Below are 25,569 nucleotides of genomic sequence, written 5' to 3'. Positions count from 1 at the left end.
GTCCATTCAAACCTCCCTTTTGGAAGGTTGAATCAAACCTCAGGTGATTTGAAAATCCTCAATGTCCACAGGCCCTAATATCTTCAGTTGGCACTTTTCACATTTTGCAAGTGCGGCACAGGCTGGCCACAGGTGTCCCGGTTTCCCAGGAAGAAATCGGCATCGATGTGATAAGCTTCCCGCGAGGGAGGCAACATGAAACCCAAGGCGCCCAGATTTTCGTTCAAAGACCGCGCAGCTGAGAAGGCCGCCGCGCGCGAACGCGATGAAGAACTACTTCGCTCTGGTGAAGTTTCGCCCGCTGATATGGCGCGCGCTAACGGCGGTTTCGTCCGAGGGGCGCGTTACAAAGGCCCATCAAAGCGCATGCAGGCACTCGCTGCGTTCCTGTCGTCAGATGACGACAGGGACTAACTTGCCAATGGCGCGTATGTGAGGAGAAATGCACGTCGCATCGAAGATCCTCGAAACTGTGAACGCACCATACGGTGCGAACCTTTCGGCTTGTCAGCTTGCCGCCGCAATCTCAGACATTGAGACTGCTCAGTCAGCCATGGGGCCGGCCTTCTCCTTTTTCTCTGAAATCTCTCTGGAGCTCCAACTGTCTTTCATGGCAGAGATGGGACTTACCCATGACAAGGTGCGGCAGGTCGCGAAGCACTTTCAGGCGCTTTGTCCGTTCCCCTTGGCACTCGCTGCGCCCCAGCCGTCAGAGGGCGACAGCGCCTGACTACCGACAAGTGGATTTTCAATTCACTATTAAACGCCTCTATTTACGGCTCTGGCTTCGAGGTCTTCTTGGCCTCGGGAAGGTCTTTTTCATAGACAAGCTTCCCGTCCTCATCGAGGCCAACTCCAATCCCAAGGCGCCGCCGTCGTTCGAAAAACGCTTCCTCGTCGGGTCCAGGCTGGCCCATCTTCTCAATGAACCATTCAGTCCACTTGGGGTCTGATTCATCCGGTTTTGGGTCTGTCATTGGTTCGCCCTCCCAACGGTTAACCTACTCTATCACACAATAGACTCTGAGGTCTGCGACAGAACTCGAACTCTGTGATATCCTATTCACCGTGACATGAACAGCGGCGCAACGGAGGGACCATGACCACATTCGACATCATCGTATCGATTGGATCTGTCGTCTTTGGCGCGGCCGCCATCGTCTATGCGATCTATGTCGGCAGAACCGCGGGCCGAGATCGGCCCCATGATCCAGAGCGCCTGCGCAGGTTCATCAAGAATGCGCCTTACGACGCGTCGGAACGCCCTTCGGACAAGAAACCGAGCGCAGACAATTCCTGAACACGAATAGACTACAAAAATATTCTTGTAGTTTAATACTAAGATATGCAGCCCTTACGGGCGGGCCCGCCAGACTCGCGCCATCGCAACTCTGCACGCCTCGATATGCGTCGCTGCTTTGCACCTTTGACGACATCGGCCTCGGCGTCATTCATGCATTGCACCACCGCCATCGCATCGTGTGCGGAATACCCTTCCCGCATCATCGCTTCGGCGATGTGCTTCCTGACGAAACGGAACAGGTGTGGCGGCCAGAATGCAAAAGAGTCCCGGCCCTCGATCGCATCATGTATGAGGAAGCCGTGGCCCTCTCCGACAGCCTTGCCTCTTCGAAGACACTTGGCCGAGACGATGAGCCCGGCGTCCATTAGCGGAAAAAACTCAAACATGCAGGTCCGGCCGCGAACCATTTGAACGCGGCCAAACCCCCGGCTGATCTCGATGTCGGAATCCATTCTCAAGTTCCCTGACCACAAACATGGTCGACAGCGATGGTCGCATTAACAGCGGCGGTCAGTTTCTCGGTGTTAGATAGTTTCGTCATGATGTCTTCGATCTTTGCTGCGGACAAAAGCGCCTGCGCAGGTTCATTAGCTTTCTAATACGGTGAGCCTATACCTCGCAACTGCCGCGAAGATCTGGTTTCCGCCCTCCTTTCGAAGGTTCTCGCAACCTCGACGGAAACTGTGCGGCCGCAGCGAAGGGCAGGAAAGTCCGCGTCGCGGCCCGTGGTTCAGACCGCAGCGAAGGTCGGGTCCGAGCCCAAACTGACCGCGTTGGTCGTAGGAGGCTTCGCAGTGGCAGCATGGGCGTGCTTGTCGTGATCGGCCCAGAGCTGCCGTTCGCCTCGTGGCCGAGCGTAGCGGTGCAGCTTCACCACAGCGGCCATTCGTTCGTCGTGCAGCATTCTCGGGAAGTGAAAGTCGGCAGAGCGGACCTTTCTGCCGTTCGCCGCACGTGCTCGCTATTCGCCACGTCTGCGATCACCAGTGAATGTCGGGCGGAAAGTGTGCATTCGCTGCAAGTGCGTGGCTGCCGTGAGTCGATGGCGACAGCTGACATTCAAGCAGCTGCGGATCGAGGGTATTTTCTGCACAGCGGAAGGCGGCAGCGAGCCCACTTCGATCAATGCTACATAGAGGATGAGTGGGGGCTTTCGAGGGCGGCAAAAAGCCTGCACGACCACTACAGTGCGGGGAAGGAACGTGTAACCGAGTTGTCGGAATGCGGGACCCAGAAGGCGATCCAATCGAACGATTTAGCGCTTCGCACCGTCCTCCGCCTCCTCTCAGGTTCCACGCGGTGCCCAGAGAATAATGCCCGCACCGATAAGACAAATGACGGTTCCGATAACATCCCATTGATCAGGGCGATGGCCTTCCACACCCCATAGCCATAGCAGAGACGATACGATGTATATGCCACCGTAGACTGCAAAGGCGCGTCCCGCCTGTTCAGTCGGGCTGAGCGCAAGTAGCCAGGCAAAAGCGGCAAGGGATAGCATCCCCGGTGCCAGCCAGAGCACGCTCTTGTCCAGCCGGAACCAAGCCCAGAAAGCAAAGCATCCAACAATTTCGGCTAACGCTGCGGCGAAGTAGATAAGAACTGGCTTCATCGGGCCTGACATAAGCTCCGGGCATGATCGGGTCTATCATTATTTAACAGAGCTTTCGCCAATGGTTCGATGCAACTGTCTTGATCGTAAAGCGGCCATTGGATTAACGGATGCCAACGGCAGCAAAGTTCGCATAGCTTCCCTTAAACCAGCTACAATGTCTGATGTCCTACCTGCGGCGCAGCGAGGTTCCACAAAGAGCCCACACTGACGGCTCTGGTTGCAGAGGGCCTCGCAGTTGCAACATGGGCTCGCTTACCGCGACCTGCCATTCTGGACATTCAGCGGGTCAGGTCACGCCGCAATGCAATTTCACCGAACTCATCATTCGCTGAGCTCGCGTGACGAAGCCATGCTTGAGTGGGGCAGAGCAGACGAAGCTGTTTGAAGCCACGGGCCGAATGTCTGCTCCTGCCCCGTTGGTAAGAACCGACGGCATTCACAGCATAGAGGAAATGTCGGACGCTCCGGTGGGATAGGCGAACATCGTGTCCTTGAGTTGGTCGGCCGTCAGCCCGTGCCGCACGGCAAGAGTAAAGACATTGATGACCTCATCGGCATGCGGTCCCAGCAGATGCGCGCCCAGAATGCGCTCGCTGCCGTCTTCGACCAGAACCTTGTAGCCGGAGACGGATTCCGCCTGCTGGCGCGTCGAGAACCAGCCGGGCGTCCGGTCGCACTGCATGCGGAACTTCAGTCCCTGCTCCCGGGCCTCGGCCTCGTCGAGCCCTACACGAGCAATGGGCGGCAGGGTGAAGGCGACCGAGGGCACGCCATTGTAGTTCGGTTTGCTGTGGTTGCCTTCAAGCAGGTTTGCCGCAACCACCTTGCCGTCCTGGTTGGAAACAGGGGTCAGCGGCGGACCCATCTGCGCAGTATCGCCGGCGGCGTATACTGCCGGGTTTGAGGAGCTTTGTAGGTATTCATTCAGCGCCAGCTTGCCGTCACGTAGTTCGACGCCAGCCGCCGCGAGGTCAAGCGGCGCGAATTCGGGTTTCCGGCCAGCGGCATGCACGACGAGATCCGCATCGAAGGTTCTCGATCCCCCTTCGCCGGTCGCGGTTACGCGAAAGGCATCCTCGGTCTTTTCGACGCGCTCGACCTCGGTGCCGGTATGCAGGGTGACGCCGATCTCTTCATATTTTTCCATCAGCCATCCGACCAGATCCGGATCGAACCCCGTCAGCATCCGATCCCCATGCTGGAGGATCGTCACCTCGGCCCCGGCCCGCGCCGCGATGTGGGAAAATTCCGCCGCGATATAGCCTCCACCGACCAGCACGATGCGGCGCGGCAGGCTTTCCATTTCGAGGAAACCCTCGTTGTCGATCAGATGCTCTTCACCGGGAATCCCCAGCTTCATAGCCTCAGAGCCGGTCGCCAAAACGATGTGCTTGGCCTCCAAGGTCTCGCCATCGACCTCCACCGCGTTCGGACCGACAAAACGGGCCCGCCCGTGGAAGGTCGCGATGCCACTTTCGGAGAAGCTTTTCTCCTTCTTCTCTGGCACCGGGTCGGTGAAGCCACGCTTGAACTCCAGTAGTTCGCGCCAGTCGATGCGCACGTCGCCCTCGACCCCCTTGCCCTGCATTCGCCGGGCATGATCGGCGGCAGAGGTGCCTCCGATCAGCATCTTCTTCGGGTCGCAGCCGCGCAGGGCACAAGTGCCGCCATAGGGGCGGAAATCAGTTACAGCCACACTTCGGCCGGCGGCGCTGACACGCTTTGCCACAGTGGTGGCGGCGGTGCCGCTTCCGATAACAATCAGGTCGTATGTCTTGCTCATTGCAAATCTCCTTGGTTCATTTGTTTCGATTGTCACGCTTGGCCAGCCAGCCCACGAAAGCTCCGGCGCCGACAAGTCCAATAAGGATCGGGGCCATACGGACCATCATGCGGGCTTTCATTCGAGGGCTCGGCCCCATGGCACATCTGTCGCAACAGTAGTGGCGGCCTTGATGCTCCACCCCGGGAGTGGGGAACCGACTGCCGCAGCGGGCACACTCCTCAAGCTCAGGAGAGCAGACCTCGCCGGACATCATTGCAGCCAGCGGAACGCCTTGCGGTCTATCCGATGACACTTTCCGCTCTTCTGTTTTGGATCGAGATCCAAGAGACCGGATAGTGCGAAGCGGCCGTGCGGTATCGCTGTTTGGGCCAGGCGGAGCGCGTCGATCCCTCTGAGGCGCGGCTCGGGCTATTCTGTCGGCGTGGGTCCCTCGCAGCGCACCGTCGCCGCCACTCGCGTAGAGTTCGAGGTTGATGGCGCTGTTGATCAACGCCAGGTGTGTGAAGGCCTGTGGGAAATTCCCGAGGAAGCCATGGCTGTCCGGGTCGATCTCCTCGGCGTAGAGCCCGACGTCGTTTGCCTGATCCAAGAGGCGTTCGAACAAGCTGCGTGCTTCGTCCGCACGGCCGGTGCAAAGAAGCGCATCAACCAGCCAGAAGGAGCAGATAAGGAATGCTCCTTCCCCACCGGCCAATCCGTCATCGGTGTCTTCGAGATCGTATCTTGATACGTAATCGCCACGGCGCAATGCCCGCTCCACGCCGCGCACCGTTCGATCGAGGGCCTCGTCCGACAGTGAAAGATCGAGCATAGGCAGGAGTAGAAGCGCAGCATCCATGCCGCCGTCCACGAAGGTCTGGCGAAAGCCACCTCCCTCACCATCATCGGCATGGGATTGTAGGGCCTCGAGTATCTCTCGGCGCGCTTGGCACCATGTCTCGCGCTCTCCCAACAGTCGAATGGCGCGATCCATCGCGACCCAAGCCATGGCCTTCCCGTGGACATAGTGGCGCGGTTTTCCGCGCATCTCCCAGATGCCTTGGTCGGGCTCGTTCCAGACCTGCGCGACATGATCCGCAATGCCCTCCAGCATGGTCCGAAGCGTCTCGTCCAGCGGTCCACCCAAGGCCCGATAAGCCAGCGCCCAGTCGGCAACTTCGCCATAAATGTCGAGTTGCGCCTGGCCAGCTGCGGCATTGCCCACGCGAACAGGCTTCGAGCCAGCATAGCCGTCCAGGTGATCGAGACAGCGTTCCTCGATTGGGCTTTCTTCCTCGATGCTGTAGAGAATACGCAGATCCGGCAAGGTTTGGACGCAACAACTCCCGAGGAATTGGCAGTATTGACCTGCCTCTGCGTGATAGCCCAATCCACCGAGAGCCTGGAGAACGAAGGCTGAATCCCGCAGCCAGCTATAGCGGTAGTCCCAATTCCGCTCGCCGCCGAGATCCTCCGGCAAGGAAGTTGTGGGCGCGGCGACGATGGCACCGGTGGGTGCATAGGTCAGCGCCTTGAGTGCCAGAGCGCTGCGCTGCACGGCCGCACGGTATGGCCCGTTGTATTGGGAGTCCCCTGACCAGCAGCGCCAGAAGTCAGCCGTCTCATGCAACAGCGCCTCCGCCTGTTCAACCGGCCTGTTTACATTGGCCTCGGCTGGCGCCAGGATGAAGGCACGCCGCTCACCCGCTGTCAGAGTGATGACCGAACTTGCTCGTTCCGCGCTCGGCGTGCTTTGCTGGAACAGTCGCATTTCTGGGGGATCGCCCGCGTCGGGATCGAACGCACAGGTGCCCGGATCGTAGGTCAGCTCAAGATCGCACTGCCCATCCAGCGCCTCGACCATGCGCACCAGCCAGCCCGGAGCCTCGAGATCGACGAACGGCTCGGTTGCACCGGCCGTGCTGCGGACCGGCAGGAAGTCGGTGACAGAAACGCGCCCGGTCGGGGTTGTGAAGGTGGTGCGCAGAATGTTGGTGCTGTCCACATAGGCTCGTTCGCTTTCGTAAGACCCTACGATGGGAGCGATGCGAAAGGTGGCGCCTTGCTTCGCATCCAGCAGCGCCCAGCAGGCTGGCTGCGCATCAAAGCGGCCTGAGCAGAACCAGTCGACTGCACCGTCCCGGCCCACCAGGGCCGCGCCGTGGCAATCGCCGAGGAGAGCGTAGTCTCGCAGCGGCAGGTATCCAGCATTGCGGGTAGGCATCAGCCGCCCTCGCGGAAGGCGGGGTAGAGCATCATGCCGCCATCCACGAAGAGCGTCGTCCCGACCACGTAATCTGACGCGTCCGACGCGAGCCAGATCGCGGCCTCGGCCACATCCTCGGTTTCGCCCACCCGGCCATAAGGGATGAGTTGCAGAAGCTCTTTCCGGGCCTTCTCGTCCTCCCAAGCCTCGCGATTGATGGCCGTCTTGATCGCCCCGGGCGCGATGGCGTTGACGCGGATCTTCTCGCAGGCAAGCTCCTGCGCCATCGATTCCATCAGAAGCTTAACCCCACCCTTGGCGGTGGCGTAGTTCGCATGCCCCCCCCAAGGTATGGCTTGGTGCACGGAACTGGTGAAGATGATCTTTCCGAGCGCCGGAGACCGTTCCGGATCGAGACCCTGACGGCGGAAGCGTCGCACCGCCTCTTGCGCGCAGAGGAACTGGCCGGTCAGGTTGACGTCGAGGACTTTGCGCCAGTCTTCAAGGCTCAACTCAGTGAAGGTGTCATCGCGCTGGATGCCGGCGTTCGATACGAGAATGTCCACTCCGCCAAATTGCTCATCCGCCGCTTCGAATAGTGTTCCGCAACCTGCCGGCGTCGAAACATCGGCCTGAACTGCCTCGGCGCGACCGCCGTCCTCTCGAATTTCAGCGACAATGCGATCGGCCGTCTCCTCGTCGGAACGAAAATTGACAATGACTGAGGCGCCCGCCGTGGCGAAGGCCCGCGCGATACCCGCGCCGATCCCGGAACTTGCGCCTGTCACGATGGCCCGTGCGTTCTCAAGCTGCAATTTTGACATAGGAATTTCTCCTTTAGGTCTGGTGTTCGGACCCGCGCCTCGGTGAGGCGGCAGAGGTGCGCAGCAGCAGGAAAACCCCTGTGGGGGCGCTGAAGCCGAGCGCGAGTTCGTCGAGCCAGCGAGATCGGCTGTCTTTTTGGCGGCTACTCGGAATGGGTGTCCCCGGTCGGACACGCTGTTCTTGCCGACGGGTATCCTGAGGTGTGGCAGCCCTAAGCGCTTGCTGTGCGTATTCCGTGACCTTGGTCGTCGCCAACCCGGCGAGCAGACCAACGCCTTTGTCCAATGCGAGATGCGATGTTTTCACCAATAACTCCAGCCTGCCCCAGAACTCTGTATATAACTACAGCCATGCACCAAGGTTCCGGAGATGTCGAAAATCACGCCTCGCAGCCGCCTCTTGCGAGAGATGTCCGGCCCATCAACGGCGGGCCGGAGCAAAGGCAGATTTTAACCGGCGCAGCAGCTCAGCATGGCCACGTCCTTGTCAAAGGTCTGCGCAGCGAGCTTCAGTCCTTCAACCGTGGTCAGGTAAGGAAAGATTGTCTCACCCAGTTCCTTTGTCGTCAGCCTCGCCTTCAGCGCCATCACCAGGGTCTGGATAGTATCGGACCCTTCAGGGGCGATGATCTGGCCGCCAAGCAGCTTGTCAGTCTCGCGGTCGGCCACGAGCTTTATGAGCCCCCGTGTATCGCGGGCCGCTTGAGCGCGTGGCACTTGATCGAGTTGTAGCACCGAGGTTTTCACATCATGGCCTGCGTCGAGTGCCTGCTGTTCACTCAGCCCTACACCCGCGACTTGCGGGTCGGTAAAGACCACCCAGGGCATCGCGCTATTGTCATAGTGGCCATCTCCCTCTGCGACCGCGTTTCGCGCCGCGATCTTGGCACCATAGGCCGCCATGTAGACGAATTGGTCGCGATCAGTCACATCGCCAGCGGCATACACACCGGGGCGCGAGGTCTGCATGTCCTGCCCCACAACGATCCCCCCGCGACTGTCAGTCTGCACTTCCAGCTCCTCAAGACCCAGATCTTCGGTATTGGCACGCCGACCGGCGGTGAGAACAATTCGCTCGGCGGTTACTTCCTTTACGGCACCGTTCTGAATGACCTTCAGGGTAACGCCATCCTTTGATCCAAGAACGCTGTCATATTGCAAACCGGTCAGAAGCGTAATGCCTTCAGCCTTGAATGCTTCTGATAAGGCATCGGAGACCTCGGGCTCGGCTCCCGGCAACAGTCGCGAGCGCGCCACCATCGTCACCTTTACCCCCATGCGCGACATCATTTGCGCCAGCTCCGCGCCAATATAACCGGCACCGATAAAGATCAGGCTCTCGGGCAGCGTCTCCAACTCCAGAAGCGATTTGCTATCGAGGGTGGGAACATCCTCGATGCCGCGGATCGCCGGGACCAAGGTTTGGCTACCGGTCGCGATCAGCACTTTTGGGGCGGTAATCCTGCGGCTTCCAACTTGGACGCCGCCCTCAATCAAAGTGGCTGGACCTTCATCGATGTAATCGACCCCCTCGTAGTTGGGCAGCAGATCGGCATATTTCTTCTGGCGCAACGTCGCGACCAGATCGTCCTTTCCCGCCATGAGCTTGGACCAGTCATCAACTTTGGCACTGCCCGAAAGGCCGGGAAAACGTGCCGCAGCGCTCGCCCCGTGCAGCGCCTCAGCCGCGCGGATCATGGCCTTCGAGGGAACGCAGCCGAAGTTCACACAGGTGCCACCAATTGTCCCATGTCCTATGAGCGCCACGCGTTTTCCAGCCTCGGCACCCGTAATCGAAGCAGAGAACCCCGCAGAGCCTGCGCCCACCACGATGAGGTCATATGTCTTGTTTTCGTTTGAACAGCAGTCTTTCATGGATCAGATCCCTTTTGTTGAAGGATCGTATTTCGGCTTAGCGAATACGAGATAAAGAATGGCTCCGATCACCAACAATGGGGTGGCCATGGAAAGCAGCCCCAGCACGAGACCGAAGGGAGAACAGCAAACAGTCGCCATCATGGTCAGACCTCCTTTGCAAAACGGTTAAGTGATATCGCATAGGCACCGGTGAGCACCGCCGCCACGAAGGTGAGGATCAGAGCTCCGCGAAACTCCAGAGCGATGATCAAGATCGACAGAAGCACCGCGATGAGCGTAGACCAGATCTTGGGGGATGGACCCAGCCGACCTGCACGCAGCCAAAGCGCCTGTGTTACCACTGCAAGGCACAGAAACAGCATTGGAAACAGTGCATAATCAAGTCACCCTGTTATCGCAGACAGGCCGGCGCCAGCCAGCGCGACGACGAGAAGAGGCGTAAAGCAGCACAAAGCCGCAAAGAGTGCGCCGCCAAGGCCGCCCTTCAGTAGGCGTTTCCCTTGAGCCTCATCGGTTTGGTCGATCGCATGGGTCAAGAGCCTTCACCCGCCAAGTCTTCAAAGAGCGTCGCCGGGTAGCCATTCGCTTCAACAGCGGCAATCAGGGCTTCGATAGAGGTGACTTCATCATCAAACCGGACTGTATAAAGTCCTTCACTGGCATCTTCACCTTCTGCGAATTCCTCGATCACTACGCTTTCCACGGATTTCAGGGAATTGCCAACGATGAAGGAGCAGGATGGACATGTGAGTTCGCTAACCTCAAGACGGGCCACTTGCTCGGCAGCAAAGCCAGGGGCAGCGAAAAGTGCGGACAGCACCAGAGTGCTGTAGAGAATACGTTTCATGTCAGAGTGTCCTTTCAGAACGAGAGAATGTAAGGGGAGATGTAAGGGAAGAGTATCGCGATGAGGATCACAGCTGTTGCACTCCAGAGAACGGAGCGCATTGCGGTGCGGTTCATCGGGCGAGCACAAGTGCCATCTGCGCAGCGGACGGGACGGTAAGCTTTATAGAAACCGTATCCCAGGAAAGCGGCTGCGAGGCCGAAAGTATACCATTTGTAGGCGTAGAGAGCACCCATTTGCGCAATGAAAACCCCGCTTACTCCGAAGCTGACAAGCACCAGTGGCAGGATGCAACACGAGGTCATGGCCAGTGCGCCAAGTGCTGCCATAGCGGTGGCAGTCCAGCCGCGGCCTTCCGGGACGTCGGATGCGTCCTTCGGCATTACAGAATTTGTGGTTTCCATGCAGGTGTCTCCTTGCGGTCATCTGCCATGAGATTTAGGGTCTGTAGGTGATACAGGCTCAAGGGCTATTCGAATGGGAAAAGATCACGTCTCCGTGAAGCCGATGCAGCGAGCGGCTCTCGCCCGCGCCACGGGATGCAACCTTGAAACTATCCGCTATTACGAGACCATTGGCGTTATGCCTGATCCGCCTCGTGATCCGAATGGTTACCGCAGCTACAGCGAGGATCACGTGCGTCGATTACGCTTCGTAATGCGTGCGCGTGATCTGGGCTTTTCGCTCGAGGAAATCCGGGGGTTGCTGAGCCTTGTCGACAGCCACAGTCAGACCTGTGCTGAAGTGGAAGGGATCGCCTCCGCCCATCTGAAAGATGTGCAGGACAAAATTACCGACCTGCAACGGATCGCGAAAGCATTGAGCGATACGGTGGCACAATGCAGCGGCACCGATGTCCCGGAATGCCCCGTTCTGAACGCCCTGCTGGGCTGAAGGCTACCTGTCCTTGGGTGGTCTGCGCATGAACTCCACGGTATTCGCATGTCCGATGAAGGTGTCATTCGTCCTCCGAACCCACCCGATCGCTCCCTTCGGCCGGCACGAAAGGAACCTTCTTGCGTATAGCCGCGATTGACTGCTTTCGGCCCTTCTCGACGGGAGCCTTCGCAGGCGCAGCGGCGATCAAGCAAGTGCAGCGAAAGGCGGCAAGGTCCGCCAAGTAGACCTCAGTGCTCGATGCGGCTAACGGCAGGAACGAGCCCATATTACCACATACAGTCGCTCAGGATCTCGCGGGTGCAGAAAGGCGGTGCAAGGCATCGCGGCCCTTAGCAGTCATTCAAACGAGGCCTCTCGAATGACCGCTCCTCAGCTCGATGCGAGCCATACCCATATCGAAACCCGCGCGGGCCCTGACCTGCGGGATGACCGTATCCCTCGTCCGAGGGCGTAATGTCGGATATTGTTGAGCAAACCAATGTTCTCAGCTGGGGAAATCCCAGCTTCTGGCCTCATAGACGTCCATCCGTCGTCGACGTGACCGCGCGCTCCCAGATTCGTGTCCAAGCGACCCGCTCGGCGGGACGAACCAGTCCGTCGCGCTCCATCCGCCGCAGAAGATGGAGGATACCGCTGTTGCTCATCCCGAGCGCATCCCGCAACTCCGCCTGGGTTCGCGGGCGCTCGAGAGCCTTCAGAACATAGCGCAGCCGGGCCTCGGCCGGACCGTTCCGGCACCGTGCCGGGCGACTTGCTACCCTACTGGTTCCGGGCATCAAGCGGCCTCCCGCTCGGTCGCGGCGGCATCGCGCACCTCCGCAACGGCCTCGTCGACCGTCGTGGCGTAGTGGACCGTTGGGGGCTCCAGGCCGTGGGTGGCGAAGACACGCTGGATCTCTCGACTTGCCCCCGTTAGCCACAGCGCGACACCCCGCTTTTGCGTCTTGTAGGCCAGCCCCTCGATCATGTTGGCCCCGGTCGAATCGAGAAAAGGCACGGACGAGAAATCGACGATCAGCGCCTTGTGGGTATCCTGGATGCGATCGAGCACGGAGCCGATGGAGGCGGTCGCTCCGAAAAACAGCGCGCCGGTGATCCGGTAGATGACGAGGTCGGGGTTCTGGGCCTGCTCTTCATCGTAGTTTCCGCGCGGGTGAACGGTGTCGGCCTCATCGAGACCGATAAAGGCACCGTCTGCCTCAACATCTGTCGTGCGGCTCATGCGATGAATGAAGAGGACCGACCCGAGTGCGAAGCCGACGACGATGGCCTCGTTGAGATCACGGAAAATAGTCAGGAAAAAGGTGACGCCCAGCACCGTCGCTTCCCCCAACCCCGAGCGGACAAGGATCGCGATGGCCGTTTTCTCGATCATGTTCCAGGCAACGACGGCCAGCACACCAGCCAGCGCGGCCAGCGGGATATATGAGGCGAGTGGCGCGGCAATCAGCATGAAGAGAAGCAGGAATGCGGCGTGCAACATCCCGGCAACCGGACCATGCGCGCCGGCACGGACATTGGTCGCGGTTCGCGCGATCGTGCCGGTCACGCAGAAGCCACCAAAAAGGGACGATCCAATGTTGGCCGCACCCTGCGCCACGAGTTCGCAATTCGACCGGTGGCGGCGGCCGGTCATGCCGTCAGCGACGAGGGCAGACAGCAGCGACTCGATGGCACCCAGCAAGGTGAAGGAGATTGCGGCCGGCAGGACCGCGAAGATGGTCTCTATCGAGAGCGAAGGCAGGCTGGGCGCCGGAAGCGTCGACGGGATGCCGCCGAACCTTGTGCCAATGGTCTGCACCGGCAACGAGAGCACAGCGGTCGCTGTGGCGGCAAACCCGACGGCGATCAGCATCCCCGGCCAGTGCGGGCGCCAGCGTCGCACCACGAGGGTCACGGCGACCGTTGCAGCGGAAACGCCGAGCGCGGCTGGCGTCAGGCTCGATCGTGCGGCCCAGAGAGCCGGGACCTTTTCCAAAAGTTCTCCTGGTTCATTCTCCAGAGCCAGGCCGAACAGCTCTCTGGCTTGACTGGCGAAGATGATCACCGCGATACCAGCGGTGAAGCCGACCGTGACCGGATAGGGGATAAACTTGATGAAGCCGCCAAGCGTCAGGAATCCCGCGGCGGTCATCATCAGCCCCGAGAGGAAGGTGGCGAGGATCAGACCCTCCATTCCGTGCTGCGCCACCGTCGCGGCAACCAGCACGATGAAGGCTCCGGCCGGGCCGCCGATCTGGAAGCGCGATCCACCCAGAAGCGAGACCAGGAAGCCGCCGACAATGGCCGTGTAGAGACCCTGTGCCGGCGTTGCGCCGGAGGCTATGGCGATGGCCATCGAGAGCGGCAGCGCAACGATGGCCACGGTCAGTCCGGCAATCGCATCGGCCCGCAACCGCACCGGGCCATAACCTTCGCGCAGGACGGTGACGAGCTTGGGGGTGAACAGTTCGGAGAATCTGGGGACGTCGCTCTGCCCGGTTGTCGTGTTTTTCATGTGTGGCCGCACCTTTGGGAAGGAAGCGGCGGGATCGTCGGCTTGGTGTCGGCGGTCGCCGTCGCGGGTAGAAGAATTAGGGTTCTGGTGGAGGACCTTTCAGACGCACACCGCGCCCGGTTGCCGTGCTGACGGAGCCTTCTCCGATCAATTCGATGCCGGCGTGCTCGAGTGCTGCGACGACCTTGGTCAAGCTGTCCACGACGCCGCGCACATTGCCGCTGCCGGCTTCCATGCGCTGGATCGTCGGGACGGAGAGTCCCGCCAGTTGGGCCAGCGTCTTCTGGTCAATGCCGAGAAGGGCGCGAGCCGCGCGCATCTGTGGGCCTGTGATCATAGTGCCTATCTGAAATGTGATAAGCGATACTTAAAGGATTATCTTTGATGTTTCAAACATCTTCTTTCTGCGGCGACTCGAAGCTTGAAAGGTTCGAAAGTCTCAACAAACCAGTGCAAACCATTGATCTGGCTCCCACTTCATTTCATTAAGCTCGGACGCGCGTCACCAAGCCTGTCCAGCCTCATAATACTTCGGCGCACTTCCCCAGCGAGGCCAGTTGGGACTCCTACGCCTGCAAGCCCGTCACGGCTCTCAGGTCGAGGTCCAGCGTCGCTGTCATGCCGTTCGGGCTGAAGTCCCTGGAGAATTTCCCTGCGAGCGACGAGCCAACCGTGCTTTGGCACATGCGCGTCCCGAAACCCACGTGACCGGGCTCGCCAGACGCGGGCTTGGTGGCGCAGTCTTCCGTCCACCGAACAATCAGCCGATCGCCATGCTGCTCCGCCCGGATCACGACGCCGTCTCCTGCTTCAGAGAGGCCTCCGTATTTGACGGCATTGGTCGCCAGCTCAAAAATGACCAGCGACAGGGGTGTGATGGCGGCCGGGCTGACGTTGAGCTCCGGCACATCCAGTGTCACGGAAGCGCCCCCGCTGAAGGGTTCCAGGATCGAGTTGACGAGTTGGACCAGAGCAGTGCCCTCCGGCCTTGCTCCAGCGGGATCATCAACGGCGCGCGCATGGACCGAGGCCAATGCATGGAGGCGTTGGCGCGTTACTGTGACAAGCTCCTGGACGCTGTCCGCCTGCCGCGCGGCGATGGACAGAAGCCCGCCGGCCACCGCGAAGGAATTTCCGACCCGATGGCGCATCTCGGAAAGAAGGAGCTGCTGCCTTTCTGCGGCCTGGCGTTGCAGGGTAATATCCCTTGCGATCTTCGACGCGCCGATGATGTTGCCGTTGGTATTGCGCACCGGGGAAACGGTGAGCGAGATCGGCACGAGCCTTCCGTCCTTGCGCTTCCGGACCGTCTCCAGGTTCGAGATCCGCTCGCCCCGACGCAGCCGAGCGATGAAACCGGCTTCTTCGTCCATGCGGTCATCAGGGAAGATCAACGTAATCGACCGACCGATAGCCTCCTCGGCGGTGTATCCGAAAAGCCGTTCCGCGCCCGGGTTCCAACTCCGGATGATGCTGTCGAGCCCCTTCGTGATGATCGCATCATCCGACCCCTCGACGATCGCGGCGAGGTGCTGTTGAAGGCTTTCTGGAGCGTCGAGTTCTGAAGATTCACTCTGTGTCATGATCATCACAGCATATCCAATCCGCAATGATTAAGGCAATTCCCTTTGATTGGCGCAAGCCACAAGCGATAACGCCAGAAAGCGTGGAACTGAGCGTGCCGATGAGGTCATGCAAATGTTGACGAAGGTCTGGCGCCCGACGTTGTGGCCTTGGCCGCTACCACTCGCGCACCGGACATCGGCACAAGTTGCAGCGAATGTCTTGTGTGGATGGCTCCTGCATAGCAAGACATTTTTGATTTGATTTGTGCATTTGTCAGAAGCAGTCATGTGTCCGGCCTGTTTGCGCGGTTTTGACCGCTGGCCCTGATGAGTTCGGCAAACCAAGTTCCTTACAGCTTAGCGGGCTATGACGCCCGGGACATTCGGCGGAGTGTCTTGGTTTTGGCGGCAGACTTATGCACCATCATCTCGCAGGTCTTGCTAACTCGTTGTTCCTTTCTTCTCAGACTGCCGCACGGGGGCTGTAGGGTTCGTCGCGGGTTAGGACAGCCCAGACGATCCGGGCGGTCTTATTGGCCATGGCGACAGTTGCGACACGGGCGGGTTTGCGTTCGAGCAGTGACGTCAGCCACTTGCTGGCACGTTCGGGGTGGGACCGTGTTTGTCGGACCAGTGATGTCATGCCGACGACAAGCAAAGAGCGTAAATACTGGTCGCCCATCTTGGTGATCCGCCCCAGCTTTTCCTTGCCTCCGCTGGATTTATTTGCAGGCGTCAAGCCCAGCCAGGCGGCGAACTCCCGGCCATTGCGGAACTGGTGCCCGTCGCCGATGCTGGCGATGATCGCAGAAGCCGTCACCGCGCCGACGCCGGGTATCGTGCGTAACAAACGGACACGCGCATCTTCTTTAGCCACTTGCTTGAGGCGCTCTTCATACCATCGGATCCGTTTATGCAATGCCATCAACTGTTCTGACAGGTTGCGGATCACCTCATTGGCGATGTCTGGCAAATCGAGCACTTCACCCAGTGTGATATCCTCAGCAAACCCAATCACGCGGGCCAGTCCTCTGGGGATGTAGATGCCGAACTCGGCAACCAGTCCTCGCAAGCCGTTGATCAACTGCGTTCTTTGACGAACCAAAAGGTCGCGCGCCCGATGCAGCGACAGCAGGGCTTGTTGCTCAACCGTTTTAATCGCCACAAAACGCATGGTTGGACGTGTCACCGCTTCGCAGATTGCCTCCGCATCAATGGCATCAGATTTCCCACGTTTGACATAGGGCTTCACATACATCGGTGGGATCAAACGCACATCGTGGCCTAAGGCCGTCAATTCGCGGGCCCAATGATGGGCGCTGCTGCAAGACTCCATGCCGATCAGGCAGGGGTTCAACTTAGCAAAGAACGGCAGAAACTGTGCCCGTCTCAGGGGCTTGTTGAACAACACAACCTCGTTCTCTGCGATACCATGGACTTGGAAAACGTTCTTGGCCAGGTCAACGCCGATTGTGGTAACTTGCATGGGGTGGCTCCTCTCAAAGCAGATTTAGACACCTGCATTATGGCGCATTGCGACGCCGGTTGAAGCAGGAGCCATCCACCCCATCAGCTTCCCGCCCTTCCACCAAAACCTCTCGCGAGCGCAGCACAGATCGAGCCGTTGCAGCGAATGGCAGGAAAGTCCGCATTGCGGTCCTTTACAGGATGTCACATGCGGTTAGCGCGTTTGGCCCCGGCTTCGTTTGGTGGATAATTGGGAATTGTTTTGGCGATACTAATCCTGTCGGCCACTTTGAGTTCGATAATTGCCAACACGCTTTGAAGACATCGCTAAAGAAAATGGGCCAGCTTGGGCCCGACGAGCAAGCGTTTTGGGAACGGCGGCGGCGCCTTGGGCTCGGAGTTGGCCTCGATGAGGACAGCAACCTCGTCTATGCTAAAGACCTTCCTGAAGCCAGAGAGCCATGAATAGACGCCATAAGGCGAGGCTATCACATGGATGGCGATTTCTTCCGAGGAAACCGCGACACCTGTGGCCAACCTGTCCCGCACTTGCAGGCAGACCGGCGCTCGAACTCGTGCTGGGTGATCCCAGCCGGCACGTCGCCAGGTCTGCGGGTCACTGTATGGCCGCAATCCCAGCATTGAACCTCGATGTGGGTGATGCCAAGCGGGAACAGTTCATCGGTGCAGGCCATGCTTCTTGGCTCCGCCCATTCTCACTCGCCTTCGGAGTTGCGGTCTCTCCGCAACTTTTCAAAGTAACGCACTCTTTTTGAGAGCTCTCGCTCAAACCCGCGTTCAATAGGTCGATAATGCTGGGGCCTTTCCATGCGATCGGGAAAAAAATTCTGGCCGGAAAACCCGTCGAGAGCATCGTGGTCATATTGATACCCTTCGCTGTATCCAAGGCTCTTCATCATTGCTGTGGGCGCATTCAGGATGTGCATGGGTGGTGGCGCTGAACCGACTCTTTTCGCATCGGCACGCGCAGCTTTGTGAGCCACATAGCCAGCATTCGATTTCGGGGCCAAGGCCAAGTATATTGCCGCCTGAGAAATAGCCAGCTCGCCCTCGGGACTGCCGAGTTTTTCGAAAGTATCCCACGCGCTGAGACAGATCCGGGATGCTTCGGGATCTGCCAGCCCTACATCCTCCCAAGCGATCATCGTCAGCCGCCGCAGGATGAAACGGGGATCTTCGCCGCCCTCAAGCGCCCTATGGACCCAGTAGATTGCGGCTTCTGGGTCAGAACCCCTTATCGATTTCTGGATTGCACTGGCGATCGAGTAGTGCCCTTCTGACGCGCGATCATACTGAGCCGCGCGTTGCGTCAAACGACTGGCGACTTCCTTAGCAGAATAGATACGGTCTTGGGGCCAGGTAAGCGTGCTCTCGACCAGATTGAGAAGGGCCCGCCCGTCACCATCCGCCATGGCGCAAAGAAGTTCTTTCGCTTCGTCTTCCAACGGCAGGGGCCTATCGAGAACCCTCTCAGCGCGGGCGATCATGGTGGATAGCGCCTGGTCATCAAGGCGCTCCAAGACCATCACCTGACACCGGCTAAGCACGGCCCTGTTCACAGAGAATGAGGGATTCTCTGTCGTGGCTCCACATACGGTGACCGTTCCGTCCTCCATCACCGGCAGCAAGGCGTCGAGCTGCGTCTTGTTGAAACGATGGATCTCGTCGATGAATAGAAGTGTGCCTTGCCCCATTCGAAGGCGGTCCCGCGCCGCTTGAAAGGCCTTCTTGAGATCCGCGACGCCACTGAAGATTGCGCTGATCTGCTCAAAGTGTAGATCCGTTTTCACAGCCAGCGCTCTGCCGATGGTAGTCTTCCCTACACCAGTCGGCCCCCACAGGATCAGAGACGAAATTTTCCTTGCTGCCAACATGGAGCCCAGCGGACCATTCTCGGCCAGCAGCTTTTCTTGCCCGATAACCTCTTCGATGGTTCGAGGTCTCAGCAGGTCAGCCAGCGGGCGAGTTTTCGCCTTTTCTGATGCGGGCACAGCCGCATCGTCCCCTTGCTCAAACAGACTCATGCGTCACTCCAATCACTTTTCCCCGCCGAAGAACAAGAGGCACTGCTCCATACCCGGGACAATCATAGCTCGAATTGGGCCCAACTTAGAATTCTGCGTTCAAGTGCTGTAACAAATTCGTTTTTCGCTGAAGAGCGATGGAGCCTCGATCCACCGCATGCTGGATCAGATCCATGTCCTCGCTACAAACAATTAGCTTTTTCTGCGCGCGCGTCGCGCCGGTGTAGAGCAGCGTCTTATCCAGCATGTGCTTTGCCCTTCGGTCTAAGACCAGAACTACGTTCTCCCACTGCGATCCCTGCGACTTATGGATGGTCATGGCGTAGCCGAGGTTCATCTTGTCCAAAAGGTCCTCGTTGAGATCGATCATTCGGCCGTCGATCTTAACGGAGCCAAGTTGACCGTCCTCGGTTGGCTCATCAAAGATCTCCTCGATGGTGCCGAGATCACCGTTTCGAACGCCAACGTCATAATCGTTCTTCATGATGAGTATTGGGTCGTTCAAGTAGAACTTGTTGCCATTGAAATTCACGTAGTCATAGACGCCGTCCTCATGCGCCAGACGAACTACGGGACGGTCGAAGCCCAGTCGGCACTGCATGACCGTGTTGAGATTTCCGACACCAGCTTCGCCAGCCTGCATGGAAGTTAGGATCGCGCACCGCTTAGGGCCACCGTGAGCATGGAGCAACTCACTGATTTCTTCTGGGTCCAAGTGTCGGAGGATAGCGCAGTCAATCTTCGCCCCCTCCTGGTAGTCAGGCAAAGCTATGCCCACGCGCTGATGCCTCACTGCTGTTGCAAACCGATGAATTCCGCTCTCAGCCCCTTGGCGTTTTACCGCGGTTAGCTCGACCGCCGGAAAGGCCGATTTCATGATGTTATGAAACAACAGACCGCCCCCCACGGGCGGCAGCTGGTCCACGTCACCTACGAAGATGAATCGCGTCGCGGAAGGTAGGTATCGCAACAGGCCGTGCATTGAATACAAATCAACCATACTGGCTTCATCAATCACCACGATGCAGTGGTCGGGGCGCTGGTCCTGCTTCGTCCTTGCCATGTCCACACAGAACTTAGCGATTGTCGAAGCCGGCCTATTGGTGGCCTCGGCCATCCTTTGCGCGGCCCGCCCTGACAACGCGATCTGGAAGATATCGACACTGTGGGAGACCTTTTCCAACACCGTCAGGATGGCCTGAAGGATTGTCGTCTTGCCCGTCCCCGCTCCGCCCGATAGCGCGATGACGTTCATACGTGTCGCAAGCGACACCGCATGCCTCTGCTCAATCGTAAGGCTAAACGGGATGGTCTGCTCAAATTTGTGCAGTTGCTGCGTAACCTCCTCAGTCGTCAGACTGCACTCCCAATCTGCCGCGCTGCTACCCTCGCCTGGCGACCGAAGGATCGCATCACGCAGCCTCTGCCCCGTAAGGGCCTCAAGCAGAAATTCCCCCTCAAGTTGGAACCCGTCCTCGCCGCGAATATAGCCGACGAGTTCCTGTTCCATCGCGTGTCGCAGGACCATATCGTAGTTGACACACAGCTCACTGCATTTCTTCTCGAGCACCGGCCTGGGCATCAAGGTCGACGACGTAGCGCGACAATACTGCGAGATGAGGTCCACAGCCAACGCAGCTTGGTATTTCGGGTGGGACGAGTCAAAACCGAACCCCTTCGCGACCTTGCAGCACAACTTGAAAGGGACGTCGAAGTTCAGCAGCCGAAATGGGTTTTCTTTCAACATCGCGATCGTCTTGTCACGCCAGACTGCTGAGAGCGATGCTGCCAGCTTAACCGGAAGCTCGTGATCAGCAAGCCAGTTGATAGCGGCCATGTAGGCATCATTGGGGAATTCAAGCAGCAACGGCCCGATAGACTGGCTCGGAACCCCCGCCTCCAAAAGTGAGCTTATGTCCTGCTTTTCGATCATTTCGATCAAGCGAGGGTTGCGAGCCAAGCGACTGGCTTTGACCTCGCCAATCCCCTTCACGTTTCTCTGGAGCCACGTTTCCAGCAATCGGGTGTCCGGCTTCGCGAACCGAGCTGTATGGGCTTCAAGATGATCCTCGGTGACCGTGTAACCGTTGGCCGTGAACGTGGTCTGTCGCGTTGGCCCATCGACTTCCCATAACGAGCCAACCTTGGCGGCGTCCCTGCAAGCCTCTGGCAGCGAAACAGAGAGGCTATTCGCCACCTGTATGATGCTACCATCACCCGCGATGCGCTTGGCGCTAAAAGAGCCGTTCTGGCGCGTCTTCGAAACCTGGATAAGCATGGCTCAGCGAAAGTCCTTCGTTGTCTCCAAGAAGGCATCTCTCGCTGACCTGAATTGCTTCACCTCTTCCAGTTCGCGGCGCAATTGCCGGTTCTCCTCTTCCAAACTTATAATCCGCTGCAACAGCTTCGAATTTGATGCCTCGGTCCGCTTCACCCGATTATTAGCGCGCTCTCTCGCAGAGCTTTCCTCAGCGAGAGACTTAGAGGAGGCTGGATGCTGAGATCCCCATCGAACGTCGAGCTCCTCGACAAGCTTCCTGATGGCGGGGTTCTGACCAAATGCACTTGCACCGAAGCCAAGCTCAGTAGCGATCTCGCTGCGGTTTAGCTTACCCCGATGGAGATAGTCTGCATAATCGCCACGTGCTTCCCGCTCAGAAACCCATGTGGAGAAGCGAGCGAAATTCTCCTTGGCCAATTGCTGACCACTTGGCATTAGTCCACCACCTTTAGCTGCGGCTTGGTTCTGAGCTGATCATTGAGCCTGCTGATTTCTCCGTATGCTTCAACGAGCTTGCCTTGCAGTTGCTCGACGTGCTCTTCCAACTTAACCTTTTCTTCGAGGAGCAGATTGTTTTTTTGAAACAGCGAAACATAGGAATGTTTCTGAGACGCGAGGCGATCAGCCATATTTTTGTCAAAAGCCGTCTTGGCGAATTCCGCAAGCTTCATCTGCTCGAGCTTCCGATATTTTTCGATTAGGGCTGCGTGGGCGGCCTTCTTGTCGCTGGCTGAAGGGCGAACGTTACTCAAATCCCGGGCTTCAATCGCGGCCTCCAAGCGAGCGTTTAATGCCACTATGAATTCTATAGTGCGCCTAACATCCGGTCGATCCTTGTTCCGAAGATGACCCTTGTGAAGGCCAGCCGCTTTGTTGAGATCTGCGGCGACTAATTTCCATTCCTTGATTTTAACTTTGTCTCCAGGTTTTAAATTGTGGATAAATGTCAATTTCTCCCCGAATGAAGCGAGAGCGACATCCACGATACTTTTGTAGCTCTGCGCAACATCGGCCTCATGATACCAGAGAGGCGGGCGAGCCTTGTCAGGCATCTGAGGAGAGAAATCGAGATCAAACTCTTCCATTTCAAAGTCAGACATCTTCCTTCTCCATTTTTCTCACCAAAGCCTCAAGTGCCCGAAGGGTCTTTTCGGCACCATCAATGAACAGTGGGCCGATCAGATCATTGTCCTGCCATTCCTGAGCCTCAGCCCGGTAGGTCGCAAGCCGCCTTTTCAATGTTAAGAAGTGAGGGTCGTCCTTGCCGTCCGTTTGCTTTATCATACAACTATTTACACACCCCACACAGTTGTCGATGTCCGCAGTTTGGGTCTTAGGGATGCCAGCTTCGTCACGACAGTTTGCAAGTTGCTTCGTGTTCTCCGTCAGAATGCAAAGACCATATTCGTGAGGAGTGATGATGGGGTCGCCGACATGCTCTTCAATCATCTGTTTAATAGCAGCATCACGCGCACTCCTATCATGCATCTCAATCAAGCCGATGTTGTCCGCTTGCCTCGTAAGGAATTCTCCCAGTTGCCCATGGAGGGTGGCAGCGCCATCCACATATCGGCTGACAAGCTCAAATATCTGACGTCGACCAAGATGTTGATACTCGGATAGCTCAATCTTGTTGTGCGTGTAGACCTTGGTATATTTCGACCCGAAATGGTGCCGGTAATGATCACGAATAAGCGGCATGATGTTTCCATCGAAACGCCGCATAGCAAATTCCGCCCACGCATGACGGAACCCATGAGCTGTCACGTGTGGGCAATAGCTACGGAAATCATCAGCCTGTCCATCAAGGAAAGTCTCGTAAAAGGAATTGACCTGCATCAAAACGTTGATGTGGTTCTTCCCCAAGGAATATATGGGCTGGTTCCCTGTGCTGAAAGTATGCCTGAAGTAAGAGAAAAGATCCTTCCGCCTATCGTCTCCCAGACCAACACCGCCAAGTCCAATCAGGACATCGATAAAGCCGGCGACAGCGGCCGACACATGCCGTTCCGTAGTGATACCGTGGTTTGTTTTATAGATGTTCGAAACGAAAAGGTAATCTGACCCATCCTTCTCAAATGCATCGCACGCCATTCGGCTCGCCTCACTCTGCCGGATGCCGGTCAATATCAGAATGGCCAGAAAGCACGCTGTAAGGAGGTGGTCTCCCTTTCGGGTAATAGAATTCTTAACCGAATTTTTGCCAAGCCCGAATGGGATGGACGGAAGAGGTAGTTGATCCCTCGTTTTCAGATTCGGGTAGAATCTGCGAAGCTCCTCAAAAAAAACATGATCCGCATATATAGCCTCCGACCCTCTACCATAGCTTCCGCTTCTCTTGCCAAACTTCGAGAAAAGTTGACCGACCGCCCTCGATCCAGGAAGCCTATCCTCTTCACGAAGTCTTCGTTCCATCTGAAACCATGCGAGAACGTATTTTGTCTCATCCGATTTTATCAGTTGGAGACAATAGGCAAGGACGGCCAAAGAAATTTCGAAGGGAACGATGTCAAAACTTCCGCCACCCAACCAATCCGCGTAGGTTTCGCCGGCCTCCCTGACCCATGTTCCACTCAGGTCTTCCCAAGTCCCGCTCAGATCATGTGCAGGTAGGTATTTAACCGGCACCAGACGATGCTCTGAAAACCGCAGATCATATAACCAACTGAGGGGAAGAATCCTGCCGTATACTGTGCCATAGGCCGCAAGGGCGCCATCGGTATTATGAATTACAAGCTCTATAAGCTCTCTTTCGGTGAGTTCATTGAGCATTCGCCCCGCAAAATTTCTGTTCATGGCATGAAAAATTGTGCCGATGTTGGCATAAAGGCCATTCATGGTCCTGCACTGGTGCACCGCCGTAAAACCAACATCCGTATATTCACAGCGTAAAAATACGATGTTCTTTGCGACCTGCTGCTGCCAGCTTTGGAGCTCACCGAACCGTGTCCTAAAGTCGATCTGAACCACCACGTTGGGATCGATATGGTGAATATCCCAGACATCGTCAAAATACTTGCTTGGGACCTCGGAAGAGAAGGAACCGTCACTTGGATGGGTAGGTTCGCGGCCTGATGTCCTTCCATCAGATATCATTTGACGATCCATGAGTTACCCCCTTCCGAAATCGGGGCATGAGGAATCTTGCCTTCCAAGTGCCCGTATTTCTCCGTTGCATCTTTCAAGCTGACAGGACTAAATCGCTTCATGAGAAGCTCCAGAAAGCAAAGCTTTGACCAAGCATTGAGGGCCTTGTCGAGGTCCTGCGTGGAAAAGAGCCTTTCTAATTCTTCTTCGATATGGCGAATCTCTTCCATCATCATGCGAGCCGTCAGGCCAGAATCGAACAGATAGATCATCCCATCCTTTCTGATCAGGCCGCTCTTCTCGACGAGAAACTTTTCAGCCTTGGCGGCTGCGAGGATGGTTTCCGGAGGGGCTTCTGGGGCATTCCCCCGCAAACCGACGACATCTACTAAAACAGAAACCGGAAGCGGGCTTGTGCGTTCCTCCCACGCACTGATTATATCGTCGGAGATATTCGCCATCTCTTCCGATACCGCTGCGGCAAAAGCCCTCCCCTTTTTCAGCTTTAATTTATCTCTGGACCGCGCACGATAGACTTCCTCACGCGTCTCCAATGTATGAAACTGATTTTGCGCTTTTCGGGAGTTTTCATCCGGGTTTTCGCGGTCGTATGTCGGCAGCATTGTGGGGGACTTAGTGAATCCTCCGCGCTTAGCTTCCTCCGCGTAGACATGCGACTGAGCAATCGCCGAAGGGAGGAGACCTTTGGCGCGCAGCCTTTCCCCGTCACGGGATTCAGACACCTCCTTATTTCGGTGTTGGGCTTTGATGACGACTGCGTATATCTCCTTCATAGCCGTAAGGTTTGCATCAGAAAGACCGTATACGCTCAACCCTTCCTTGTGATGCGGCAAGGCCAAATGATGGAAGTTCCAATTTGAGTGGAAATAACTCGTGACGGGGGATAAAAAGGAAGATGTAACTGCATCGGACCCGGCATTTCGAAATGGGTTCTGATCGTAGTCGCGCAGGTATGCCTGAAGCGCTCGACCGAACTTGGTATTTTTCTTGATGCAGATATTTTCAGCCTTGCCGTTCCGCGCCTTGTAGGTTCTGATCCAAATTCCGGTCGCATCTTCGTTGACCTGCGTCCGCTTGAGGCGGCCCACATTCGATAGCTGTATCCTTCGGGTTGCTAATAGCCAAATAAAACACGCTTCCTCTTCCGGTGACGGCCCGAAGAAGTCGAGAAGCGACAACATTAACCTGGCACTTAGGCTCAGGACCCATTGATTATCGCGGAGCCGCATGATTCACCGTCCGAAAACGGAGCGGTGATATGTCTGATC

The 25,569-nt window shown here is 57.5% G+C and carries 27 protein-coding genes; 4 read left to right on the top strand and 23 right to left on the bottom strand.

Features of this window, described 5'->3' with window-relative positions:
* Positions 1-195 precede the first annotated feature (195 nt).
* Positions 196-414: a hypothetical protein gene (locus ACGYK7_RS16940; RefSeq protein ID WP_394403618.1), complete on the top strand. Its 219-nt coding sequence runs from the start codon at positions 196-198 to the stop codon at positions 412-414.
* 28 nt (positions 415-442) lie between these two features.
* Positions 443-730: a hypothetical protein gene (locus ACGYK7_RS16935; protein WP_394403617.1), complete on the top strand. Its 288-nt coding sequence runs from the start codon at positions 443-445 to the stop codon at positions 728-730.
* Between the two features lie 43 nt (positions 731-773).
* Here the strand turns inward: ACGYK7_RS16935 and ACGYK7_RS16930 are convergent, their stop codons facing one another.
* A complete protein-coding gene (locus ACGYK7_RS16930) occupies positions 774-977 on the bottom strand; it encodes a hypothetical protein (RefSeq protein WP_394403616.1) in 204 nt (67 codons plus the stop codon).
* Positions 978-1,099: 122 nt separating this feature from the next.
* On the opposite strand from ACGYK7_RS16930, the gene ACGYK7_RS16925 reads away from it, so the two are divergent.
* The gene (locus ACGYK7_RS16925; protein ID WP_394403615.1) at positions 1,100-1,300 is read left to right on the top strand and encodes a hypothetical protein; all 201 of its coding nucleotides are present in this window, start codon (positions 1,100-1,102) and stop codon (positions 1,298-1,300) included.
* 38 nt (positions 1,301-1,338) lie between these two features.
* Here the strand turns inward: ACGYK7_RS16925 and ACGYK7_RS16920 are convergent, their stop codons facing one another.
* The 10 genes from ACGYK7_RS16920 to ACGYK7_RS16875 all read right to left on the bottom strand — a co-directional run bounded on the left by ACGYK7_RS16920 (position 1,339) and on the right by ACGYK7_RS16875 (position 10,842).
* Positions 1,339-1,755, bottom strand: a complete 417-nt coding sequence (locus ACGYK7_RS16920; protein ID WP_394403614.1) for a hypothetical protein — start codon at positions 1,753-1,755, stop codon at positions 1,339-1,341.
* 833 nt (positions 1,756-2,588) lie between these two features.
* Positions 2,589-2,915: a YnfA family protein gene (locus tag ACGYK7_RS16915; protein ID WP_394403613.1), complete on the bottom strand. Its 327-nt coding sequence runs from the start codon at positions 2,913-2,915 to the stop codon at positions 2,589-2,591.
* Between the two features lie 439 nt (positions 2,916-3,354).
* Positions 3,355-4,701 carry a dihydrolipoyl dehydrogenase family protein gene (locus ACGYK7_RS16910; RefSeq protein ID WP_394403612.1) on the bottom strand — a complete coding sequence of 449 codons (1,347 nt, stop codon included), beginning with the start codon at positions 4,699-4,701 and terminating at the stop codon, positions 3,355-3,357.
* Between the two features lie 16 nt (positions 4,702-4,717).
* Positions 4,718-6,907: a glycoside hydrolase family 15 protein gene (locus tag ACGYK7_RS16905; protein WP_394403611.1), complete on the bottom strand. Its 2,190-nt coding sequence runs from the start codon at positions 6,905-6,907 to the stop codon at positions 4,718-4,720.
* Positions 6,907-7,713 carry a glucose 1-dehydrogenase gene (locus ACGYK7_RS16900; RefSeq protein WP_394403610.1) on the bottom strand — a complete coding sequence of 269 codons (807 nt, stop codon included), beginning with the start codon at positions 7,711-7,713 and terminating at the stop codon, positions 6,907-6,909. The genes ACGYK7_RS16905 and ACGYK7_RS16900 overlap by 1 nt, the downstream gene beginning before the upstream one ends.
* 450 nt (positions 7,714-8,163) lie before the next feature.
* Positions 8,164-9,588, bottom strand: a complete 1,425-nt coding sequence (merA, locus tag ACGYK7_RS16895) for a mercury(II) reductase (protein ID WP_394403609.1) — start codon at positions 9,586-9,588, stop codon at positions 8,164-8,166.
* Between the two features lie 3 nt (positions 9,589-9,591).
* Positions 9,592-9,732: a hypothetical protein gene (locus ACGYK7_RS16890; protein WP_394403608.1), complete on the bottom strand. Its 141-nt coding sequence runs from the start codon at positions 9,730-9,732 to the stop codon at positions 9,592-9,594.
* Between the two features lie 2 nt (positions 9,733-9,734).
* Positions 9,735-9,953, bottom strand: a complete 219-nt coding sequence (locus ACGYK7_RS16885) for a hypothetical protein (RefSeq protein WP_394403607.1) — start codon at positions 9,951-9,953, stop codon at positions 9,735-9,737.
* Between the two features lie 170 nt (positions 9,954-10,123).
* On the bottom strand, positions 10,124-10,438 hold the full coding sequence (locus tag ACGYK7_RS16880) for a periplasmic mercury ion-binding protein (RefSeq protein WP_394403606.1): 315 nt from the start codon (positions 10,436-10,438) through the stop codon (positions 10,124-10,126).
* 14 nt (positions 10,439-10,452) lie between these two features.
* On the bottom strand, positions 10,453-10,842 hold the full coding sequence (locus tag ACGYK7_RS16875) for a mercuric transporter MerT family protein (protein ID WP_067938659.1): 390 nt from the start codon (positions 10,840-10,842) through the stop codon (positions 10,453-10,455).
* Between the two features lie 73 nt (positions 10,843-10,915).
* Between ACGYK7_RS16875 and ACGYK7_RS16870 the strand changes: the two genes are divergently transcribed.
* Positions 10,916-11,332, top strand: a complete 417-nt coding sequence (locus ACGYK7_RS16870; protein ID WP_067937709.1) for a helix-turn-helix domain-containing protein — start codon at positions 10,916-10,918, stop codon at positions 11,330-11,332.
* 518 nt (positions 11,333-11,850) lie between these two features.
* Here ACGYK7_RS16870 and ACGYK7_RS16865 read toward each other — a convergent pair.
* The 12 genes from ACGYK7_RS16865 to ACGYK7_RS16810 all read right to left on the bottom strand — a co-directional run bounded on the left by ACGYK7_RS16865 (position 11,851) and on the right by ACGYK7_RS16810 (position 25,530).
* Positions 11,851-12,114: a winged helix-turn-helix transcriptional regulator gene (locus ACGYK7_RS16865; protein ID WP_150120202.1), complete on the bottom strand. Its 264-nt coding sequence runs from the start codon at positions 12,112-12,114 to the stop codon at positions 11,851-11,853.
* Positions 12,114-13,835, bottom strand: coding sequence for a SulP family inorganic anion transporter (locus ACGYK7_RS16860; RefSeq protein WP_394403605.1), 1,722 nt, complete (start codon positions 13,833-13,835; stop codon positions 12,114-12,116). The genes ACGYK7_RS16865 and ACGYK7_RS16860 overlap by 1 nt, the downstream gene beginning before the upstream one ends.
* A gap of 76 nt (positions 13,836-13,911) precedes the next feature.
* Positions 13,912-14,172, bottom strand: coding sequence for a helix-turn-helix domain-containing protein (locus ACGYK7_RS16855; RefSeq protein WP_067628124.1), 261 nt, complete (start codon positions 14,170-14,172; stop codon positions 13,912-13,914).
* A gap of 229 nt (positions 14,173-14,401) precedes the next feature.
* Positions 14,402-15,424 carry a sensor histidine kinase gene (locus tag ACGYK7_RS16850; RefSeq protein WP_150119959.1) on the bottom strand — a complete coding sequence of 341 codons (1,023 nt, stop codon included), beginning with the start codon at positions 15,422-15,424 and terminating at the stop codon, positions 14,402-14,404.
* A 439-nt stretch (positions 15,425-15,863) separates the two neighbouring features.
* Positions 15,864-16,886, bottom strand: a complete 1,023-nt coding sequence (locus tag ACGYK7_RS16845) for an IS110 family transposase (RefSeq protein WP_394403604.1) — start codon at positions 16,884-16,886, stop codon at positions 15,864-15,866.
* A 308-nt stretch (positions 16,887-17,194) separates the two neighbouring features.
* Entirely contained in the window at positions 17,195-17,404 is a 210-nt protein-coding gene (locus ACGYK7_RS16840; RefSeq protein WP_394403603.1) for a hypothetical protein, read from the bottom strand.
* A gap of 179 nt (positions 17,405-17,583) precedes the next feature.
* On the bottom strand, positions 17,584-18,912 hold the full coding sequence (locus ACGYK7_RS16835; protein ID WP_394403602.1) for a replication-associated recombination protein A: 1,329 nt from the start codon (positions 18,910-18,912) through the stop codon (positions 17,584-17,586).
* 85 nt (positions 18,913-18,997) lie between these two features.
* Positions 18,998-21,190: an AAA family ATPase gene (locus ACGYK7_RS16830; protein ID WP_394403601.1), complete on the bottom strand. Its 2,193-nt coding sequence runs from the start codon at positions 21,188-21,190 to the stop codon at positions 18,998-19,000.
* Positions 21,191-21,193: 3 nt separating this feature from the next.
* Positions 21,194-21,610 carry a hypothetical protein gene (locus tag ACGYK7_RS16825; protein ID WP_394403600.1) on the bottom strand — a complete coding sequence of 139 codons (417 nt, stop codon included), beginning with the start codon at positions 21,608-21,610 and terminating at the stop codon, positions 21,194-21,196.
* Positions 21,611-21,627: 17 nt separating this feature from the next.
* On the bottom strand, positions 21,628-22,293 hold the full coding sequence (locus tag ACGYK7_RS16820) for a hypothetical protein (protein ID WP_394403599.1): 666 nt from the start codon (positions 22,291-22,293) through the stop codon (positions 21,628-21,630).
* Positions 22,286-24,301: a hypothetical protein gene (locus ACGYK7_RS16815; protein ID WP_394403598.1), complete on the bottom strand. Its 2,016-nt coding sequence runs from the start codon at positions 24,299-24,301 to the stop codon at positions 22,286-22,288. The genes ACGYK7_RS16820 and ACGYK7_RS16815 overlap by 8 nt, the downstream gene beginning before the upstream one ends.
* A complete protein-coding gene (locus ACGYK7_RS16810) occupies positions 24,286-25,530 on the bottom strand; it encodes a hypothetical protein (protein ID WP_394403597.1) in 1,245 nt (414 codons plus the stop codon). The genes ACGYK7_RS16815 and ACGYK7_RS16810 overlap by 16 nt, the downstream gene beginning before the upstream one ends.
* Between the last annotated feature and the right edge of the window lie 39 nt (positions 25,531-25,569).

Origin of the sequence: Sulfitobacter sp. 1A15299, assembly GCF_043556915.1 — a bacterium.
Classification (GTDB): Bacteria; Pseudomonadota; Alphaproteobacteria; order Rhodobacterales; family Rhodobacteraceae; genus Sulfitobacter.
Note: the sequence above shows the minus strand (reverse complement) of the source record. Positions and strands in the feature narration are given on the sequence as shown.

Bases quoted from the DNA above. Each gene is read 5' to 3' on its own strand.
- ACGYK7_RS16940 (WP_394403618.1), top strand. From the start codon at position 196: ATGAAACCCAAGGCGCCCAGATTTTCGTTCAAAGACCGCGCAGCTGAG.
- ACGYK7_RS16935 (WP_394403617.1), top strand. From the start codon at position 443: ATGCACGTCGCATCGAAGATCCTCGAAACTGTGAACGCACCATACGGT.
- ACGYK7_RS16930 (WP_394403616.1), bottom strand. From the start codon at position 977: ATGACAGACCCAAAACCGGATGAATCAGACCCCAAGTGGACTGAATGG.
- ACGYK7_RS16925 (WP_394403615.1), top strand. From the start codon at position 1,100: ATGACCACATTCGACATCATCGTATCGATTGGATCTGTCGTCTTTGGC.
- ACGYK7_RS16920 (WP_394403614.1), bottom strand. From the start codon at position 1,755: ATGGATTCCGACATCGAGATCAGCCGGGGGTTTGGCCGCGTTCAAATG.
- ACGYK7_RS16915 (WP_394403613.1), bottom strand. From the start codon at position 2,915: ATGAAGCCAGTTCTTATCTACTTCGCCGCAGCGTTAGCCGAAATTGTT.
- ACGYK7_RS16910 (WP_394403612.1), bottom strand. From the start codon at position 4,701: ATGAGCAAGACATACGACCTGATTGTTATCGGAAGCGGCACCGCCGCC.
- ACGYK7_RS16905 (WP_394403611.1), bottom strand. From the start codon at position 6,907: ATGCCTACCCGCAATGCTGGATACCTGCCGCTGCGAGACTACGCTCTC.
- ACGYK7_RS16900 (WP_394403610.1), bottom strand. From the start codon at position 7,713: ATGTCAAAATTGCAGCTTGAGAACGCACGGGCCATCGTGACAGGCGCA.
- merA (WP_394403609.1), bottom strand. From the start codon at position 9,588: ATGAAAGACTGCTGTTCAAACGAAAACAAGACATATGACCTCATCGTG.
- ACGYK7_RS16890 (WP_394403608.1), bottom strand. From the start codon at position 9,732: ATGATGGCGACTGTTTGCTGTTCTCCCTTCGGTCTCGTGCTGGGGCTG.
- ACGYK7_RS16885 (WP_394403607.1), bottom strand. From the start codon at position 9,953: ATGCTGTTTCTGTGCCTTGCAGTGGTAACACAGGCGCTTTGGCTGCGT.
- ACGYK7_RS16880 (WP_394403606.1), bottom strand. From the start codon at position 10,438: ATGAAACGTATTCTCTACAGCACTCTGGTGCTGTCCGCACTTTTCGCT.
- ACGYK7_RS16875 (WP_067938659.1), bottom strand. From the start codon at position 10,842: ATGGAAACCACAAATTCTGTAATGCCGAAGGACGCATCCGACGTCCCG.
- ACGYK7_RS16870 (WP_067937709.1), top strand. From the start codon at position 10,916: ATGGGAAAAGATCACGTCTCCGTGAAGCCGATGCAGCGAGCGGCTCTC.
- ACGYK7_RS16865 (WP_150120202.1), bottom strand. From the start codon at position 12,114: ATGCCCGGAACCAGTAGGGTAGCAAGTCGCCCGGCACGGTGCCGGAAC.
- ACGYK7_RS16860 (WP_394403605.1), bottom strand. From the start codon at position 13,835: ATGAAAAACACGACAACCGGGCAGAGCGACGTCCCCAGATTCTCCGAA.
- ACGYK7_RS16855 (WP_067628124.1), bottom strand. From the start codon at position 14,172: ATGATCACAGGCCCACAGATGCGCGCGGCTCGCGCCCTTCTCGGCATT.
- ACGYK7_RS16850 (WP_150119959.1), bottom strand. From the start codon at position 15,424: ATGATCATGACACAGAGTGAATCTTCAGAACTCGACGCTCCAGAAAGC.
- ACGYK7_RS16845 (WP_394403604.1), bottom strand. From the start codon at position 16,886: ATGCAAGTTACCACAATCGGCGTTGACCTGGCCAAGAACGTTTTCCAA.
- ACGYK7_RS16835 (WP_394403602.1), bottom strand. From the start codon at position 18,912: ATGAGTCTGTTTGAGCAAGGGGACGATGCGGCTGTGCCCGCATCAGAA.
- ACGYK7_RS16830 (WP_394403601.1), bottom strand. From the start codon at position 21,190: ATGCTTATCCAGGTTTCGAAGACGCGCCAGAACGGCTCTTTTAGCGCC.
- ACGYK7_RS16820 (WP_394403599.1), bottom strand. From the start codon at position 22,293: ATGTCTGACTTTGAAATGGAAGAGTTTGATCTCGATTTCTCTCCTCAG.
- ACGYK7_RS16815 (WP_394403598.1), bottom strand. From the start codon at position 24,301: ATGGATCGTCAAATGATATCTGATGGAAGGACATCAGGCCGCGAACCT.
- ACGYK7_RS16810 (WP_394403597.1), bottom strand. From the start codon at position 25,530: ATGCGGCTCCGCGATAATCAATGGGTCCTGAGCCTAAGTGCCAGGTTA.